General features: G+C 32.7%; 14 protein-coding genes. All 14 read right to left on the reverse strand.

What is annotated here, in order from left to right; all coding sequences use genetic code 11:
- Positions 1–242 precede the first annotated feature (242 nt).
- The 14 genes from WN975_RS08470 to WN975_RS08535 all read right to left on the reverse strand — a co-directional run bounded on the left by WN975_RS08470 (position 243) and on the right by WN975_RS08535 (position 19,828).
- Entirely contained in the window at positions 243–419 is a 177-nt protein-coding gene (locus WN975_RS08470) for a histone H1 (protein WP_099708224.1), read from the reverse strand.
- A gap of 323 nt (positions 420–742) precedes the next feature.
- Positions 743–1,144 (reverse strand): hypothetical protein, encoded by a 402-nt coding sequence (locus WN975_RS08475; protein ID WP_337966150.1) that lies wholly within the window; start codon positions 1,142–1,144, stop codon positions 743–745.
- A 19-nt stretch (positions 1,145–1,163) separates the two neighbouring features.
- Positions 1,164–1,538 carry a hypothetical protein gene (locus tag WN975_RS08480; RefSeq protein WP_337966151.1) on the reverse strand — a complete coding sequence of 125 codons (375 nt, stop codon included), beginning with the start codon at positions 1,536–1,538 and terminating at the stop codon, positions 1,164–1,166.
- A gap of 743 nt (positions 1,539–2,281) precedes the next feature.
- Positions 2,282–3,025, reverse strand: coding sequence for a rhamnogalacturonan acetylesterase (locus WN975_RS08485; protein ID WP_337966152.1), 744 nt, complete (start codon positions 3,023–3,025; stop codon positions 2,282–2,284).
- Positions 3,026–3,198: 173 nt separating this feature from the next.
- Positions 3,199–4,548 (reverse strand): glycoside hydrolase family 28 protein, encoded by a 1,350-nt coding sequence (locus WN975_RS08490; protein ID WP_337966153.1) that lies wholly within the window; start codon positions 4,546–4,548, stop codon positions 3,199–3,201.
- Between the two features lie 132 nt (positions 4,549–4,680).
- Entirely contained in the window at positions 4,681–6,690 is a 2,010-nt protein-coding gene (pelA, locus tag WN975_RS08495; protein ID WP_337966154.1) for a pectate lyase, read from the reverse strand.
- Positions 6,691–6,906: 216 nt separating this feature from the next.
- Positions 6,907–8,508, reverse strand: a complete 1,602-nt coding sequence (locus WN975_RS08500) for a glycoside hydrolase 43 family protein (RefSeq protein WP_337966155.1) — start codon at positions 8,506–8,508, stop codon at positions 6,907–6,909.
- Positions 8,509–8,638: 130 nt separating this feature from the next.
- Positions 8,639–9,859 carry a glycoside hydrolase family 88 protein gene (locus WN975_RS08505; protein WP_337966156.1) on the reverse strand — a complete coding sequence of 407 codons (1,221 nt, stop codon included), beginning with the start codon at positions 9,857–9,859 and terminating at the stop codon, positions 8,639–8,641.
- A gap of 211 nt (positions 9,860–10,070) precedes the next feature.
- Complete coding sequence (locus WN975_RS08510) at positions 10,071–11,276, reverse strand: glycoside hydrolase family 88 protein (protein WP_337966157.1); 1,206 nt, start codon at positions 11,274–11,276, stop codon at positions 10,071–10,073.
- 187 nt (positions 11,277–11,463) lie between these two features.
- The gene (locus WN975_RS08515; RefSeq protein ID WP_337966158.1) at positions 11,464–12,432 is read right to left on the reverse strand and encodes a DUF4861 family protein; all 969 of its coding nucleotides are present in this window, start codon (positions 12,430–12,432) and stop codon (positions 11,464–11,466) included.
- 10 nt (positions 12,433–12,442) lie between these two features.
- Positions 12,443–13,378, reverse strand: a complete 936-nt coding sequence (locus WN975_RS08520) for an alpha/beta hydrolase (RefSeq protein WP_337966159.1) — start codon at positions 13,376–13,378, stop codon at positions 12,443–12,445.
- A 98-nt stretch (positions 13,379–13,476) separates the two neighbouring features.
- Positions 13,477–15,162, reverse strand: a complete 1,686-nt coding sequence (locus WN975_RS08525; protein WP_337966160.1) for a RagB/SusD family nutrient uptake outer membrane protein — start codon at positions 15,160–15,162, stop codon at positions 13,477–13,479.
- A 10-nt stretch (positions 15,163–15,172) separates the two neighbouring features.
- On the reverse strand, positions 15,173–18,346 hold the full coding sequence (locus WN975_RS08530) for a TonB-dependent receptor (RefSeq protein ID WP_337966161.1): 3,174 nt from the start codon (positions 18,344–18,346) through the stop codon (positions 15,173–15,175).
- A gap of 42 nt (positions 18,347–18,388) precedes the next feature.
- Positions 18,389–19,828: a glycoside hydrolase family 28 protein gene (locus tag WN975_RS08535; RefSeq protein WP_337966162.1), complete on the reverse strand. Its 1,440-nt coding sequence runs from the start codon at positions 19,826–19,828 to the stop codon at positions 18,389–18,391.
- Between the last annotated feature and the right edge of the window lie 45 nt (positions 19,829–19,873).

A 19,873-nucleotide genomic window follows, 5' to 3' on the forward strand; every position in this document is an offset into this window, starting at 1 on the left:
ACAAGAAAAGGGAAACAAAATTCACATATACTCCTTTATTTATAAGACTTTTTCCTTATTTCGTATTTTTAGTAAACCAATCCCTATAAATAATAATTCCGTTCAAAATCAAATTAATTTTAAACGGAATTATATAAAAGTGGTTTGCAAATTATCTCAAAAACAGAAAAGTGATTTCGTTTAAGACAAGGCATAAAAAAACCTCGCTTTATTCAAGCGAGGTTTTATTCTGAATACAAATATTATTTTTTTGATTCTTCGATAGAAACTTTTCTAAACTCTTTTAAAAGTTTTTCAATTTCCAAAGTTGATTTACGTGCTCTTGGTCCAGCAGCTTTAACACCTTTTTCAGTTAAAGATTCAGCTTCTGCTTTGAATGTTTCGATTTCGGCGTTGATTTTTACTAATAGATCTTTCATGCTTATACTTATTAAATTAAGTGGCAAAAATAAAATTTTAGGCGGTAGTTTCAACATATTTGATGTTAAATTTATCCCACTTTTAGGCACTTGAGCAAAGATTTGTCACAATCTGGAGAATTAAAAACATAACACTCTATTTGCTAAATACTTACAAAAAACATTCTTTTACAGAGTACTGTTTTTAAAATGAAATAAACACCTTTTAGAGGGACAGAGTGCCATTTTTGCAAAAAAAAAGTGCAGGATATAGAACAACATATACCCTGCACAAACATTTTCTAATCCTGACGAATAGAAAATATAAAAAAACACACTAACTACTACATTAAAAAATACACTGCTTTGTCATAATTGGTAAATTTAGTTTTTAGAGAACTTAAATTTTGAGAAATTACTCGCGGTGTTGTTGGTATTGCAAAATTTGCTTTTTCTTTAAAATACGATTTTAAATCCTTTATGATTTCGGCTTTATTATTAGAACCGTCAATCATGATTAAACTTTTAAGATCATTTAAAAAGGTTAAACTTGTATATAATTGTTTATTGAATAGGCATACTAAGATGTTTGTACCTTTTTTATCCAATTTTAGAAAATCAAGAAATTCAGTCTTATTATAGACTACATAAATACAACGATCAAAATCTAAAACTTCATTTTCATTGACAGTTGAAAATGAGTTTTCATAAAAATCAAATTCATCTTTGAATGTTCTTTTAAACATTTTTAAAAATGTTCCCTGATTATCGTGCTCCTGGTACTCCTTTTCCTCCGGCTAAACCATCTTTTCCGTCTTTTCCGTCAAGACCATTCAAGCCTCCTTCTCCGGCAAGACCCATTCTATTCCATTTGTTATTATACCAGTAGTAGTATCCTGGAGTAACATCAGATACCGTTTCCGTATTAAAAACCAATAAGCTTTGAGCAGGGTTATTAATTGGAGCAGCAACTGTAGTGCTCGTTAACTTAACATTAGGAATCAAAACACCTCTATTTGCAGCCTGAATATGCAATTGCGCTGAAGGGTCAGGGTTGTTTGTTCCTATACCTACTTGTGAGTAAGCTGAAAAACTACCTAAACCTAATACCACAAATAATGGGAGTAATTTATTCTTCATAACTTTAATATTATGGGTTATTATTTATTTTTTTTAACTCTATTAATCTATTTTTCAATTGAATACACAAAAACCAAGTTTATACACCTCAGTTTGAAGATGCAAAGGTCTAGTTAAAGCCAACTTTTTTTGACCTGTAAAAGTTTTTAAACTTATAGATTAAGACATTCCTCTTATGTAAGAGGAATTTGATAGTTAAAAGTTTTCACTTTCATATTCAAAGCTTTGAATGAAGGAAGAAAAATATGACAGACTAAGTTATTTAAGGAAATAGGCGCTTTTTCCAGACAAACAAGACTATTGCAAACTAAGATTCAACAACTCTCAATAGACTTTTTGATCAACCAGATAATTCAGAATCTCATTATTACTGGTATAAAAAAAAGAGAGAACCGCAGTTCTCTCTTTTTACCTAACTAATAACCACTACAATAAAATTTATTTGAATAACATTATTATCACAAATCTTTAAAATAATTTATTTTAAAAACAGATTAAATAAACAAATTACGATAAACAAAAAAAGAGAGAACCTAAATTCTCTCTTTCTAAAAAACTAATAAAATATTAGAATACTAAGAAATAAAAAAAAACAATTCAACCACTAACCGTTACTTAGTATCAAGAACAAATTTGTGAATTATTACAAACTTTTTTTACTCCTAAAAATTTTAAAACTAATGAAATAAGACATTACTAAAGAATTAATATCTATAAGTTGAAATTTAATCTGAATATTTAGATTACTTAATACCTTTTTTAAGTTTTTCTACTGACGGATCCTCTAACAATTTAATTTGATTTATTACAATTTGTGCAATAGATGTCGTTCCTAATAAAGAGAGATGTGTGTCATCGACTTTCTCCTTATCATAATAAGCATTTTCACCAGCTTTAAAATGCAAGTGCAATTGTTTTGATTTTTCTGGTCCGTAAGATTGTTCCAGTATTTCTGTATAATATTCTAAATCAATAAAAGGTACTTTATATTCTTGTGCTACCAATCTGGTTTCTAAAGGATAATCTCCATGCGTGGGCACTAATACACCTTTTTCATTAAAATTTCGTCTGGCGATAGATGTGAATAATATTGGGATTGCACCTTTCTCACGACTTTCTTTTACAAACCGAATTAAATTATACCTATATATAGTATGTGGATTTGTATAACGGGTTGAATCTTCTATTTTTTCATCATTATGGCCAAATTCAATAAAAACATAATCCCCTTTTTTTAACTTCTTATAAATAGAATCCCAGCGCTTTTCATTAATAAAACTTTTCGTGCTTCTGCCATTTACAGCTTTATTTTCTACTATTACATTATCTTTAAAGAATGGCTGTAATACTTGCGCCCAACCATGTTCCGGATTTTTGTCAGGATCTTTTTTGTTTGCCATTGTAGAATCACCTATAGTATATAAGGTAGTTTTTTGAGCAAAACTAGTTGTTGTGATTAATAAAAGGATTATTATGTAGTATTTCATATTTTATTAATTGGTGATTAATGGCACGCGGATTTTACGGATTTAGACGGATTTTTACTGGTGCATTTATTCTTTATCAAGTTTTCGTGTTCTAACAATAGACGCACTGCTTTGCGCCTCTACGGAAAATCTTTGCGCCTTTGTTCCTCTGTCCCTTTGAGCCTCAAAAAAAACTATTTTGCAGCCGAAGGAACCGTTGCTTTATCTCCAATAAAAACTTCATTCAATATTACATTTTCAGCATTTTGACTTGAAATTGCATTTTTTGCCCATTTGATGTCTATATTGTTTAGAGTAATATTGCGTACTTTTTTATCCGGAAATCCCTGAATTACAATTCCTGATTGGGTTGCTTTATTGCATGTAATATTTGAAAAATAAATATTTGATATTTCCGATTGAAAACCGCTTCCTTCACCATGATAATTTGCTGTGATATACAAACAATCTTCTACAGTATCAAGATCAATATTTCGAACAAATATATTTTTAATAAAACCTCCTCTGTCGGCATTGGTTTTTAAATAAATTCCTCTTTTTAAGTAACCAACCGTTTTACAATTTTCAACAAAAACGTTTTGAACTCCTGCTGACATTTCGCTTCCGATAACGACGCCATGAAGTCCTTTGAAATTACAATTTCGAATCACAATATTCTCACTCGGTGTTGCCGAGTTTGCTCTTCCTTCATGATCTCTTCCTGCTTTTATGGCAACGTTGTCATCTCCGTTATCGAAAGTTACATTTTCGATTAAAACATCTTTCGAATATTCGGGATCGATACCATCATTGTTATAATTTAATGATTTATAACGTACTCCTCGAACGATAATACTTTGTGATTTTAATAAATGTAGACACCAAAAAGGCGAGTTTTCAATCCTTATATTTTCGACTAAAATATTTTTACAATTGAAAAACTGAATCATTTGCGGGCGCAAAAAATAACCTTCACCAAACTTTCTGTCTTTTAATGATGCATTATTATGATTCATTTCCCGACTAAGATTTTTACCAACTTCTTCTTTTGCTTTAAAGCTTTTCCAGTTCTTTCCTCCTTCTCCATCAATTGTTCCTTCACCGCTTATGGCAACATTAGAACATCCGTAAGCATAAATTAACGGACTATAGTTATAAAGCATTGTACCTTCCCAACTCGTTAAAACCATTGGTAAATAGTCTTTCGGATTATCGCTAAACTTAATTTTTGCACCTTTTTCAATTCTAAGATTAACATTACTTACAAAATGAATAGGACCATTAATTTTATAAATCCCTTTTGGAACAATTATAGTTCCGCCATTGTTCTTTTTGCACAACGCCATTGCTTTATCAAAAAAAGCTTTGTTATTAGTAATAGAATCTCCTTTTGCTCCCAATTTTAAAACATTAATTTGATAAGACGGAATTACCGGAAGCTGAATTCTACTGACAATTGAATCTACTTTAGCCGATGGAAATTCAACATTCTGAGCAAATGAAGCCCCAGAAATCAATAGAAAAAAAAGATACTTAATGTTCATGTGTGTATGTTTTAGCCCACAGGTTTTAACGGATTGAACGGATTTGCACAGATTTATATTTTAATTATCATTTCAACAAAGAAAAAAATCAGTACAAATCCGTTTAATCTGCATAATCAGCGGGCAAATTATTTACTTCGAATACCAATTAGAAATCGAATCTTTCAATATGTTTTCGATTGTATATTTTTCCGCTTCGTTTTCTTGAAGCTGATGTGACCATGAAACTCTTTTTGCTGGCTGAAAACCTTCGCCTTTACAATTATATTCTGCATAAAAAGCGCTTTTTTCGGCTTCAGATTTCGACCAATTTTCCCAACCTTCAGGTTTGATATGTTTTCCCATATCGCAATTGATATAAACTGTTTTAGCATAAATACGCCACGGTCTTCCTAAATAAACTGCTTCTACTAATGGACTTGCAGTAAGTTTGCAATCTTTAAAAACAAATCCAAAAACAGTATCCTGAGGAGTTGAAGCCGCCGTGATATAGGAATTTTTGAGGCTATGGATTTCACAATTTTCAAATAAAGCTGTCGCACTTCCAAAAATAAAATCAGTTGTTCCTTCGATATAACATTCTTTGAAATGTTGTTTTGCTTCTTTTCCTGACAAGTACAAAGTATCCTGATTTCCCAGAATATTACAGTTCGAAATCTGAGTACGATTTCCTGTCAAAGACAATGCAATTGCTTGTCCGTTATCACCAGAAGTATTTTTAATCGTTAAATTTGAAGCCGAAAAATCATCAGCTTCAACCAAAACTGTATAGGTATAAAAAGTACTATTTCTTCCTGAATTGATTTTCGAAAAATTATCATCAAACTGAATAATAGTTTTCTCCTTGCTTTCTCCAATTAAAACTAAACGTGTATTCCATTCCGGAATCCGAACTTTTTCATTATAAATTCCGTTTTTTATATAAAGTGTTACTTTTTCATATGGAAATGACGGACAAGCATTTATAGCATCCTGAATTTTTGTAAAATCACCAGAACCATCTAAAGCAACCGTAAAAAAATCAACTTTTTTTTTATCCGAAGTTTCTATTGCCGAAACTTTTATACCGTTTTTGATTGCCCAGGCAGCATATTTTTTAAGGACTTCTTTTGGTGCATCTGTATACCACGAATAACCATTTCTACGTTCCGAACCAATTTCAGCCAGAGATTTTTTCTTAATTCCGTCACGATCGCAAAAGAAAGGTTCGTTTGTATCAAGATCCATAAATCTCGCCCATATTGGTGCTGCATTTTGAGTAACGATCATTTTCTTATCTACAATTTTTCCTGAATCATTCAAAATTCGCTTCTCTTCAAGATTTTTGATTTTAGTTTTTTCGAACCAAATCTGAGCACTTTTAATCGCAGTAATTATCTCTGGTGAAGGCTTTTCAATCGACATTAAAAGCAACACAATTTTTGCCGATTCATATCCGCTAAGCGAGGCCAGTTCAAAAGCCCTTGCATTTGCCGGAGCCAAAGTAACCTCATCATGCTGCGCACACCAAACTGTCAATACTCCTTTTTGTTTATATTGTGTTTTTAAGATACAATCAATTCCTTTATCAAATGCTTTTTTACTTTTCTCAACAATCTCTTTTGATGGTTTTATGCTATAAAAATCAGTTTCTTCACTTACTTCTTTTAAGACATTCAGGATATTAACCATCGAATCGTCATTGTAAGTAATATGTGTGTAATAGCCTTTTTTTAAAGGATAAAACTGAGGCCAGCCACCATTTTTATATTGAGCTTCTAATAAATAATTAAGCCCTTTTAAAAACGATTCTTTATACCTCTCATCTTTAACCTGCGCATACATTCTGGACATGAAAAGCATTTCCTGACAAGTCGCTCCATTATCTGTTGTAATCTCATGCAAATCACTTTTTAGTGCTACAAGTTTCTGCTTTTCTGATTCACTAAGTTCATTTTGCATTTGGATATTTTTTGGCCATCCGCCAATATTTCTTTGATACAGCAAAACATTTTCCGCAATATTTTTGGCTTCTGCCGAACCAAACCAAACAGCATCATTTTTTCGAATAATATCAGACCAATTCTTAAACGTATTCTGAGCAATTGACTCAAAACTCACGATTAACAAAAAGAACACTATTGCTTTTTTTAATGGAATCATTTTCTTTTAATTTCTATTTGTCATTTTTATCTTAATGCAAAACCTAAACACTATAATTAGGTCAAAAAATCTATTTTTATAAATTGAATCATTTTAGCCTTGTTAAAATCCTTTAATTTTACCTACAACACATCAAAGTGTCATTTTTATAAATTCGTTCAAAAAAACACCGTTTAAAGAAGTCGTTTTTTACAAAAACTAATCCTGATTTTATTTTTAAGCTTTATTTATTTGAAACCAATCTATAGCAACATTACCAGAATCATTTGTTACTTTCTTGCTCAAAGCAAAAAGACCAACTTTTGCGCCAATCCATTTTCCTTCTTTCGAAACAAAATCAGATCCTATAGGCTCATACTTCTTATCATCTAAACTATAAAAGAAACTACAAATGCCTCCCTTTTTAATTTTTACTCTAAGATAGATTGTATTGATTGAAATTAAAATTGGTGTAGTTTCTGTTTCTAAAACTTTTTTATCGAAAGTTCCTATTTTCTGATTCAGATATAATTTTCCATTCTCATTTTTAAAATTCAGATAACTATAATCCAAGCCCATTATCAAAAGTCCTGTTGATTCTCCGTTTAATCTTGTATTAAATGTCAGTTTGGTTGTTACGGTAAATTCTTCAGCTGGGAATTTTTGCAGTAACAAATTTGGAGCTTCAAAAATTTTCTCATCGTCTTTAATTGTCGGTAAACAAAACAAATTCAAATATCCAAGACTTGTCGGAAAACCCCAATTGATTTGAGAATTCGCTTGCCATTGCCATTGTAATCCTAATTTTGGTTCCTCAAATTCATCTGATGTTGCAGGTATTTCTATTGGAAATTCCTTGCCTACATTTGGTTTTTTGAATGTAGTAACAGGCTCTCCTATTCCATTTTTATCAAAATCTTGTCCCATAACCGGCCAATCATTTTCCCATTTCATGGGCTGAAGATGAACGATTCTGCCATATGCACCTTTATCCTGAAAATGAATAAACCAATCTTCTCCAGTTTGTGTTTGTACCCAAGCGCCTTGATGTGGGCCATTTATATACGTTTTTCCTTGTTCCAAAACCTTCTTCTTTTCATAAGGACCAAAGACATTTTTTGATCTTAAAATGGTTTGCCATCCTGTTGCAACTCCGCCAGCGGGAGCAAAAATATAGTAGTAATTGTTTCGCTTATAAAATTTTGGTCCTTCGATAGTTCCTTCGCTTTCGTGACCGTCAATTATCATAACCTCATCATTATTCACAACCGTTCCTTCAGCGTTCATAGTACAAACGACTAATAAACTTTTTATCTGGGCGCGGCTTCCCGCAAAAGCATGAACGAGATAATTTTTTCCATCATCATCCCATAACGGACTCGGATCTATCAAACCTAATCCAGCTTTTACCAAAAGTGGTTCTGACCAAGGTCCTTCGGCTTTTTTGGTTTTTATCATATAGATTCCAAAATCAGGATCCGGATAATAAATATAAAATTCATTGTTATGAAAAGTAATACTTGGCGCCCAAACTCCGTTGCCGTGCTGCACTTTATTATAAGTTTCAAATGGCGGTTGTTTACTAAGTGCATATCCAATAATTTTCCAATTCACCAAATCTCTAGAATGCAAAATAGGCAATCCCGGAATGCAATTAAAAGACGACGCCGTCATATAAAAATCATCTCCCACACGAACTACATCAGGATCAGCATAATCTGCATGAATTATAGGGTTTGTATAAGTTCCGTCTCCATTATCAGGCACCCAAACCTGAGCAAAATTACTTTGCATCAGGAAAAATGAGCATAACAGAAAAAGAACTTTTGTATTTTTCATTGTTATTTTTATATCTATAATGTTTTTTGGGAGCTAATCCCGCTATGACAAACTTTGTGGTTTCTATTGCGTTCTTAAACCCGACAGGTTTTAAAAACCTGTCGGGTTTCTGTTGAGAATAATTTTCAGATTATCTATTCAATTCTAAAGCTGCCAAAATAAAAGGTCCGGTTGCTTTGGGATCGTTATCTTTTTTTCTTTCCTTAACGTAATATTCATAAGAACCATCTCTGTACGGAGTTCCACCTAAACCTGCAACAGCGCAAGCTTCAGTTAATGTAATTGATCCGTCAGTATCTACTTTTATCAATTGTTTTGTTAATCCATCAAAGGCTTTATTTGCCAGTTTTTTATATTTTGAAGGCAAATAACCTTTGTTTGCTCCTTTTGCAAAAGCATAAGCAAACATCGAAGATCCTGATGCTTCAAGATAATTTCCTTCTTTATTTCCTTTGTCCGTTACCTGATACCACAAACCCGATTTATCCTGATATTTAGCTAAAGCCTCAGAAACGCTGTTTAGATAACCAACAAGTTCTTTTTGTTTTGGATGCTCTTTCGGGAAATAATCCAGAACATCTACAAGCGCCATAGCATACCAACCTAGAGCTCTTGACCAGAAGTTTGGCGAAGTTCCCGTTTCTTTGTTTGCCCAAGCCATTTGTTTACTTTCGTCCCAACCATGATACAATAATCCTGTTTTAGGATCTGTGGCGTGTTTCTGAATCAATTCAAATTGTTTCGCCACATCATCCAATTGCTTTCCGTTTTCAAAAACCGTTGTATATTCTGCATAAAATGGTTCTCCCATATACAAACCGTCTAACCACATTTGGTTTGGATATATCTTTTTATGCCAGAATCCACCGCTTTCTGTTCTTGGTTGTTCTGTCAATTGTTTGCGTAACAACTGTAATGCTTTTAGATATTTCTCTTCTTTAGTAGTTTCGTAAATTTTAAAAAGTAAACGACCGGAAACCACCATATCAATATTATAATTATCAAGATCGTAACTTTTAATACTTCCGTCATTTTGAACCAAAGCATCAACATATCCTTTAATATATATAGGATATCTTGAATCGGGATTTTTTTTATACAATTCTTCCATCGAATGCAAAACCAAGCCATGAACATAATCCCATTTTGGATTCTTAGCATCATCAATCATATAGGCTTGAGGATGACGTTTCATTATCGTTAAAGCCATTTTATCAGACCATTTCATATCCTTAGAAATAACAATATCCTTACCAGCTGGTTCCTGCGAAGTCACTTTACAACTTGTAAAAGCCATTGCACAGATCAATAAAACCGATACGAAATAACCTTGTCTTATATTATTTTTCATTTTAATTATATTTTTTTCTACTTACCGTTGAACACAATTATTTCTAACACATAGAAAGATAGTTTCCCTAAACTAAAAAAAGGCGTTTCACTTATTTAAATTCATCCCGAGGCTTCGGGACTAACTATGTGTTAGAAACCAGTTTCTTTTAATGTTCTTTTCAAACAAAGAAAAATCTATGTTTCTATGTGTTTAATTTTTTTTTTAATTTCTACTTATCTAATTCAAGCGCACTCAGCAAAAAAGCAGCTAAAGCAGGCGAACCATTATCTTTTGTTTTTCCACTAATATAATATTCATTAGTACCGTCTCTAAAAGGTTTTCCACCTAAACCTACACTTGGCGAAACGTTTAGAATATTTACCTGACCATTTTCATCTGTTTTTACAAATTCTTTTATAAAAGCATCAAAAGATTTTTGCGATATTTTTTTATAATTTGAAGCTAAATATCCTCTATCTGAGCCTTTAGCCAAAGCATAAATAATCATCGCAGAAGCCGAAGGTTCTAAATAATTCCCTTTTAATTCCGGTTTATCAGCAACCTGATACCACAAACCTGATGAACTTTTATACTCAATTACACTTTTTGATATCTCATTCAGATAACGAACTAATTCTTTCTGTTTTGGATGGCTTGGATAATAATCTAATGTTTCTACCAAAGCCATCATATACCAGCCAATTCCTCGTCCCCAAATTGTTGGCGATGTTCCCGTTTCCGGATTTGCCCATGCAATTTGTTTGCTTTCGTCCCAACATTGATAGGGTAAACCGCTTTTTTTATCTAATAAATGATCGTGAATCAATTCAAATTGTTTGGCAATATCATCCAGACTTTTACCATTTTCATACTTAACCGTATATTGTGTATAAAAAGGTTCTGCCATATACAAACCATCAATCCACATTTGATTGGGATAAATTTGTTTGTGCCAAAATCCTCCGCTTGCCGTTCTGGGTTGGTTTTCGAGTTGTTTTCTTAATTGAACAATTACTTTTTGATAGCGATTGTCTTTCGTTAAATCATATAAATTAAAAAGAATTTTTCCTGGATTTACATAATCAATATTGTATTCCTTCTCATCATACTTTTTAATATTTCCTGAACTGTCGATCATTTCATCGGCATATTCTTTTATGTAATTCAGGTATTTTTGATCGTTTGTTTTCTGATAGAATTTCTCGAAAGAAAACAATAAAAAACCCATTTTATAATCCCATTTTGGCTTTTCATTTCCATCAATTTGCCAAGCTTTCGGATAATTATTTAAAATTGAAAGTGCTGTTTTTTCAGACCATTTTAAATCTTTAGAAATTGCATATTTATTTTGAGCAATTATAGAACTACTGCAAAATAACAGGAAAACAATTATCCAATTGGTGTATTTTATTTCTATGAAAACATTTTTAAACATGTAGTTCTTTTATTTTTTTCTCTCGCAGATTTGGCAGATTGAGCAGATTTTATTTTTAATTATAATCCAAAAAAATCTGCTTTATTTCTTTACTCTTTACTCTTTACTCTTTACTCTTTACTCTTTACTCTTTACTCTTTACTCTTTACTCTTTACTCTTTACTCTTTACTCTATCTTCTTCACTCTTTACATCTTCCCTTTCTTATTCAAAACTTCTAATTTTTGATCTAAGTATTTTACAAATTCTTCTTTCGATTTGATTCCATTTTGTTCTTGTTCCCAAGCTCCCAAAAAGTAAAATGAATGAGCTTTAGTTGTTGGTTTAAAGACTAAAAGATAATCCAAATCAGTGTCAGCAACATTCTCAATTTCATTTATTTGATAAAAAATAGCCATTCCTAATTTATCAGGAACTAATGATTGTTCACCATAAGTTGCCAGATAAGCCCACTTTTTATTTTTACTTTCTTTTTTAAGCAATTCAGCCTTCTTTTGTTTGACAATTCCCGTGCAAATTCCTTTAATTTCTTTTGAAGCCTGAATTTTATGTTCTGTATAAAGTTGGTCTGGTTTAATGGTTAATTCTGTTGTAAAATCAATATTATCAGAAGCTGTTTTCCAACCGTAATATTTTACAATTACTTTAGATTCATTCACTTTATTTTCAACATTTGCAATCGTTGAATCTACAGTATGAAAATGTAATTTTTCGTTGTTCAAATAACGATCAATTGAACCAATTCCGATACCTTTTCCAGCTTTCAGAATATCAGCTCCCCAATCGCTCATTTCGTGATATGAATCAAAATTATCCTGTCCGACTTGAGGCAAAACGATTGCCGAAGTCTTTTTTCCGAAAATATCAATTGCATTTCTCCAGTCTAAATACAAGCGATATCCAATTCTGTTATTTTCCCAACCCGGACCTTCATAACGAATATCAAACGAATGATCAGTATGTTCCTGAGCTAATTTTAGTTTGTCAACGTTTTTAAAAACAGTTCCACCAATGTACTTTCTGTTTTCCCATTTTCCATCTGTTTTTACCGATAATTCGGCATAGGTTTTTGCTGTTTTAATATCGTATTTCTTTTGTGCTTTACAAGCCGAAAGTCCAAAAACTAAAGCCGCTGATACCGTTATTAATGTTTTCATTTTATAAAATTTATTTAAATATTTTGTCCAAAAATTGTGTTATATACTTTGTCATTTCATCAAACCAAGGTCGAAAAAACCAAAAGGAATGTGGCGAATTTTCAATTGTTTTTACTTCATTGTAAATCTTATTCTCTTTTAAAATTGCAATCATGTCATCTCTTCCGGCATGAAACCTATCAAAACTACTGTTTATAAATAAGATTGGAGGCGTGCTTTTATTTGTATGGCTTAAAGCCGAAGCATTTTTCCAATTTTCCGGGTTCTCTTCATAAGAACCGTTTAACCAAAATGCTGCTATTTCTCCTTCTTTTGATTCCGGATGTTTAAATGCTAATATTCCGTCTACATCAATAATTGCATTTACTTTTGATGAAGATTTAGTTTTAAATTGCACATCTTCAAAAGCTAAGTTATCATTTGTTGTACCAATCAAAGCTGCCATTTGACCTCCCGAAGAACATCCTAAAACGGCAATTTTGTTTGGATCTACATGAAACTTTTCTGCATTATCTTTTATAAATTTAATCGCATTTTTAATATCATAAATCCCTTCCGGATATTTCGCTTCAAGCGATAATCTGTATTCAATTGCAAAACAAGAATAGCCTTTTGAAGCAATTTCTTGTGCCATAATCCGCATCTGACTTTTATTCCCTGATCTCCATCCGCCGCCATGAATCATGATTACAGCTGGATTTCGTTTTTCTTTTATATAAAAATAAGAATCTAAATGTAAGTCTCTATTTTGCTTTTTATCATAGACAACATCATAAATTTCAGTAACATTTTCATTCTTCTTTGACTCAGCAATTGTTATAAAAGGATATTGTTTTATCAACTTATTATAAGTACTTTTTACCGTATACGAAGTATCAATTTCGAACTTGTTTTGTGCAGAAATTGCCGTTGCATAAAACATCAAAAACAGTATTATTTTCTTCATCTGCAAACTTCAATTATTAAGTTAAGAAAGGAGTTTGATATGCGGTCAAACTCCTTTTTAACTACTTCAAAAAAACAATCTCAAAAATTATCAAATTACTAATATGCAGGATTTTGAGGAAAATCTTTATTTCTGTTTAAATCTAATGCGGATTGAGGTATTGGTCTTAAAATTTTAAGATTACCATTTTGACCTGCAAAAGCATTTGTTGTTGTCACTTTTGGGTTGTACAAAACAGTTCTTTCTACTAATGTTCCAGTACGTTTTAAGTCAAACCAACGGTGGTATTCTCCCAATAATTCTCTACCTCTTTCGTCTAATATTGTATTGATATCAATTGACGTTAATACCGGAATTGCTCCTACAACTCCGCCTCCAGCTCTTCTTCTTACTTCGTTTAATCTTGCTAAAGCTGTTCCAGATTGACCTGCTTTAAAATAAGCTTCGGCAGCAATTAGATACGTTTCTCCTAATCTTGAAATAATAAAATCACGTGTACTACTTCTGTTTGTAGCTGGTGTAATAGGCGTTGTGTTATAATTTGCACTTGTTGCGCCACTATACGGAGCATTAGGATCATCAAATTTACGAACCGGAATCAGGTTGTAATCTCCTCCAGAAGCCGCTGATGAAGAATAAGTTCCCCAATTATGGTATCTGAAATTTGCTACCAATCTTGAAGCATTATCCAATTTCCAAGCATCTCTATCAGCAGTTGTAAACCATTTTGGCTCATAGAAATCTGAAATTTTCAAAGCTGCTTTATCTGTTACCGTATAATAATCGTAATATCTGCTGTAGATTTCATTCATAAAAGTACCTTCCCAACGTTTATCTCCTTTTTCATATAATGACAAAGCATAAACTGTAGGACAAAGTGTGTAACTTCTGTTTGGATAAGGATTTCCAGCCGCCGCAGCTCCTAAATAAGAACTGAACCAATAGTTTTGAGAACTTCCCAAAGCTGTTGTTCCCGTTGCATTTGAAGCGATCGAAAACTGAACCGAAAAGATAGTTTCAGCATTCATTTCATTTCCAGGTTTTACAACATTATCAAAAGATACATTCAAAGCCTGACCGCCAATTACCTGATCTGCCAAAGCTGCTGCCGTTGTAAAATCTGCCGGAGTTCCAAAAGTTTCATAACCTCTTGTCAAATATACTTTTGCCAATAAATCCTGAACCGCTCTTTTATTAACTCTTCCGCCATATGCCGCTGTACTTACTGCCGGAAGTGCTTCGTTAAGATCTTTAAAAATTTGCGTATAAACTTCTTCTGCCGTATTTCTGTCAAACGAAGTCACAGCCGTATTGATATTATCCAAAACAACCGGAACTCCTCCATAAGTTTGAACTAACAGAAAATAAGCGTTTGCACGTAAAAATTTAAGTTCGCCAATTCTGGTATCTAATGTGCTTGATTTCTCTGTAACTGTCGAATAATACAATCCTTTATTTGCCTGTTGAATTGCGATATAACAAGTTCTGTACAATTGATCAACTCCTGCAGATGACGATGATAATGTCAAATATTTGGCTAATCCTTCTGGTTCCTGATTTCTTCCCTCAGAATACATATCTGTTCCTGCTTCAAACAACCACGGATCACCTCCATAAATGTCTTTTAGCGTTGCATAATTTGTATTTATTAATGACTCAAATCCCGCAGAAGTCAAAAAATATTGCTCTGCTGAACCATAAGAACGATTGTCTTCCTCGATAAAATCTGAGCAAGAATTTAAAGTCGTTCCCAGTATTAGTATAGCTATTATTAATTTTTTCATTTTTTCTAATTTAAAATTTTAAACTTAATCCCATTTGAACTGTCATTGTCGACACACGATTCACTGCTAAAGCTGCCGTTGCCCATTCCGGATCGTAACCTTCATAAGGTGTAATTACAAACGGATTCAACACATTCACATAAAAACGCATGCTTTTAAGTTTCAATTTATTTACCAGATCATTATCCAAACTATATCCTAATGCTATATTTTGAACTTTGACAAATGATGCATTTTTGTAAAAAGCAACGTTATTAGTATCATAATAAACTCCTGCTCCACGTGGCAAAGGGTTTGTGTTTGAATATTGTGGTGCGATACCAGCGCCATTGGCAGGAATATACCAATCTTTTAAATCTAATTTCTGACGTCCTCTGTCTGTTACATCAGCAAAATTATCGTGGAAACCACTAAACACGGTCATTCCCTGATTTGTGATTAAAGACAATGACAAATCAAATTGTTTTACTTTTAATGTTGTAGAAAAACTTCCTGACCATTTAGGATCGTAATTTCCTAAAATTGCTCTGTCATTATTGGCATCAATTTTTCCATCATTATTTAAATCTTTTACTCTTGCTTCTCCAGGTTTCTGACCGTAAGAAAGTGCTTTTGCAGCTTCGCTTTCCTGCCAAACTCCATCAAAAACATAGTTGTAATAAGAGTGAATATTTTCTCCAATAAATAAGTTATTTCCAACATCATCAACTTTATCCTGCCCGTAAATAGATTCTAATTTGTTTACGTTTTTAGTGAAAGTAAAACTGGTTTCCCAAGACACATTTTTAGTCTGAATATTTTTAGTTACCAATGCAACTTCAATTCCTTTATTACTGATAGAACCCACGTTTGAAGTAATTGTAGGAACTCCAATCTCTAAAGGTAATGCTTGTTGAAACAATAAATCTTTTGATAAACGATCATAAACATCAACACTTCCTGAGATTCTGTTTTTAGCAAATCCAAAGTCTAAACCTAAATTCACCTCTCTTGTTTTTTCCCAAGTAAGATTTGTATTTCCTAAGCTTGAAGACGTAAAACCGTTTGCCGGAGTACCATTAAAATCATAATAAGTTGGCACTTTTAAAACACTTAAACTTGAATATGGCGAAACGTTATCATTTCCGGTATAACCAACACTTCCTCTTAATTTTAAATTAGAAATAAAAGAAACATTTTTCAAGAATGATTCCTGATTAATATTCCATCCTAAAGCCACAGAAGGGAAAGCTGTCCATTTATTACCATCAGCTAAAACAGAAGAACCATCGTAACGTACAGATGCTGTCAATAAATAACGCCCTTTGTAAGTATAGTTCAAACGAGCTGCATAAGATTCTAATGTATTTTTAGAATACGGAATAAATACTCCTGACGGAATTATCGCGATAGATCCCGAAGGCGTCAAATTGTAAGTTGGCTGCGCTCCTGAACCAAGATTGTAAAATCCGGTTTCAAATGGATTTTCTCTTGAAGATTGAAAATAAGTTTCGGTCGTATTAGAGTAAAAACTCTGAAGCAATAAAACGTTGAAAACATGATTTTCCTTTAAAGTATAATTGATATTAAACTGATTATCCCAAGTATAATTGAAGTTTTGAACATTAGTTACATCTCCAGAAGGTAAACTTTTATTTTTAAGACCAAAATCTGTTTGAGCTCCGAGAGATCTTCCTTCTCTCGCATTCATTGAACCAGCAGAAAAAGTCGATTTGAAAGACAACCAATTTGTAAATTTATATTCTCCATATAAATTCCCAATTGTAGTAAATCTTTTTATTTCGTCGCTTGAATTTGCAATTTCTAAAAGCGGATTATAAGAACCCGTTTTATTAATTCCTAAAGTTCCATTAGGATATCTTAGCGTTCCTGGTTGTTGTGCATAAGTTCCAACAATTTCGTTACCATTGGCATCAATTGCCCAAGGCGAAGTGAAAGGATTTTGTCTAAAAGCCTCTTGCATAGCAGTTGCGCTTCCTAATTGTTCATCCGTTTTTGATATCGTAAGATTTACACCAAATGAAATTTTATCATTGATCTTATGATTCAAACCTGCTTTAAAGTTATACTTATCAATACCTTCATTATCAATAACTCCAGTTTCTTTTTGCATACCAAGACCAATGTTATAAGACAAACCATTATCGGCACGACCGGTAACATTCAAATAATTATTCTGAGTCATTCCGCCTTTTAAAACTGCATCCTGCCAATTGTAACTTTGATTATTAGCCACTCTGTTAAACAAAACAGGATTTGTTCCTGCCTGACCAACTGCCGCTTTTAATTCGGTTGCATCAATATCATTGTATGTTGGGTTTGTAGCCGAAATTGTAGTTGCCAAAAATGCCGATTGATGATAATACCACCATTTTTCAGGACTCATTAATTTTGGTAATCTTACCGCTTGTTTGTTTCCATAAGAACTGTCATAAGAAACTGATACGCCCGCTTTTGCATTTGTACCACTTTTGGTTGTCACAATGATAACTCCACTTCCTCCTCTTGAACCATAAATTGCTGCAGAAGAAGCATCTTTCAACACGTCCATTCTCGCAATATCCTGCGGATTCAAAAAGTCGATATTATCCGTTGGAACGCCATCAACTACAAAAAGTGGTTTAGATCCATCTTTATTTATAGAGTTTGCTCCTCTAATAATAACATTGAAACCGTCGCCAATACGTCCAGAATTTGAAGTTACCTGAACTCCGGCAATTCCTCCCTGAATAGCTTCCATTGGATTAGTAACATTTCTTTCCGTGATTTTAGCCGCCGATAAAGTATTTACAGCTCCGGTTAAATCTGTCTTTTTTACAGATCCATAACCAACAACCACAACTTCGTTAAGCGAATTGGATTGTTCCGAAAGACTAACATTCACTCTCGATTTTCCTGCAACGCTAACTTCCTGAGTCTGAAAACCCAAATAAGTTATAATCAAAACCGCTTTATTACTTGCAACGTTTATTTTAAAACTTCCTTCAAAATCTGTAGAAGTTCCGTTTTTAGTACCTTTTTCCTGGATATTCACACCCGGAAGTGATAATCCTGCAGCATCAGTAATCTTTCCTTCTACAACCGTCGACTGAGCGTTCATGGTCGTACTCAAAAGGAAATTGAGGAAAAATAAAAATACAAGATTGTATTTTATTTTTTTCTTTGATAATTGTTTAATGTTCATAGTTTGGTTAATTGGTTTGGTTAAAATGATAGTTTTCTTTTTTTAATTTTTAATCGATTCTACTTTCTTTCCATTAATGTAAGTGCTTATAAAATTTATATTTTTTACGTTTTTTAACGAATAAACTGAGTCTACTTTTTCGATTACAACATCTTTAAAAGTGATATTTTCTATAGGAGATGTTTCGTAGCCATCTGCAAGAATTCCGAACTTTCCGCCGTTTTTGACTCTAATATTTTCAAGGCTAATATTTTTTATTGCCGGTATAAAATTTCCGGATTGACTTCCGTAAACATCATAAAACATAGTTGCTCTCAAAACACATTCTTTTACAGTTCCAACTTCAATATTTCTAACATAAATATCCTCTGTAGTTCCGCCACGTTTAGAGTTTGTTTTGATTCTGATTGCTCTTTCTAAATTCGGACTATCCATCACACAATTCTCTACAAAAACATTATTTACTCCGGCAGAAATTTCACTTCCCATCACAACTCCGCCGTGACCATCAATCATTTTACAATTCTGAACAATGATATTTTTACTCGGAATTCCAACTCGTCTTCCATCCGCATCTCTTCCGGATTTTATTGCAATACAATCGTCTCCCGTATTAAAAGTGCAATTTCTAATAATTACATTTTGAGAATATTCAGGATCACAACCATCATTATTAGGTCCGTGACTATTGACCGTTACGCCGTCAACGATTACATTATTAGATTTTATAGGATGTAAAATCCAAAACGGAGCATTAATCACCGTTATATCTTTTACTAAAACCGTATTACACTCAAAAAATTCAATAAAATTCGGACGCAAATAATGTCCTTCTCCAAAAATTCTTTGTTCAACAGGAATTCCTTTTTCGGCCATTTCAATTAAAGCAATACGATTAAGAGGATCATTTTGAGAAGGAATACCTTTTTGCCAACCGTACATTTTAGTTCCGGCCCAAATCCACCAATTTGTATTATTTGCCTGCCCGTTTAATGTTCCTTTTCCAGTTATTGCAACATTCGTTTTGTTCTTTGCATAAATAAGTGGCGAATGATTCATCAATTCTGTTCCTTCAAATGAAGTATGCACTAAAGGATATTCTTTTGAATCAATACTAAAAAGAATTTCAGCATTGTCTTCTAAATGCAAATTCACATTACTTTCTAAATGTATAGGTCCAGTTAGATATTTTCCATTTGGCACAAGTACTTTTCCACCACCATTTTCAGCGCAAGCTTTAATAGCTTTTTCAAAAGCTACTGTATTTGATGTTTTTCCATCCGCTACAGCTCCAAAATCTATAACATTATAAGTCTTGTCTAAAAAGTGCGTTTGTGGAATGCTTTTTACGATTAATTCCATTCTTTTCCACGGATTAGCTTCAGAAGCATTCGAAACTTCTTTTCCACAAGATAAAAATGACATTACAGTCAGGCTAAAAACCACAACAACTTTTGACGCTATAGACTTACTTGTAATCATTTGCAGATATATTTCTAATTTCTCAGGTATAAAATCAATATTAAT

Origin of the sequence: uncultured Flavobacterium sp. (genome assembly GCF_951805225.1) — a bacterium.
Classification (GTDB): domain Bacteria; phylum Bacteroidota; class Bacteroidia; order Flavobacteriales; family Flavobacteriaceae; genus Flavobacterium.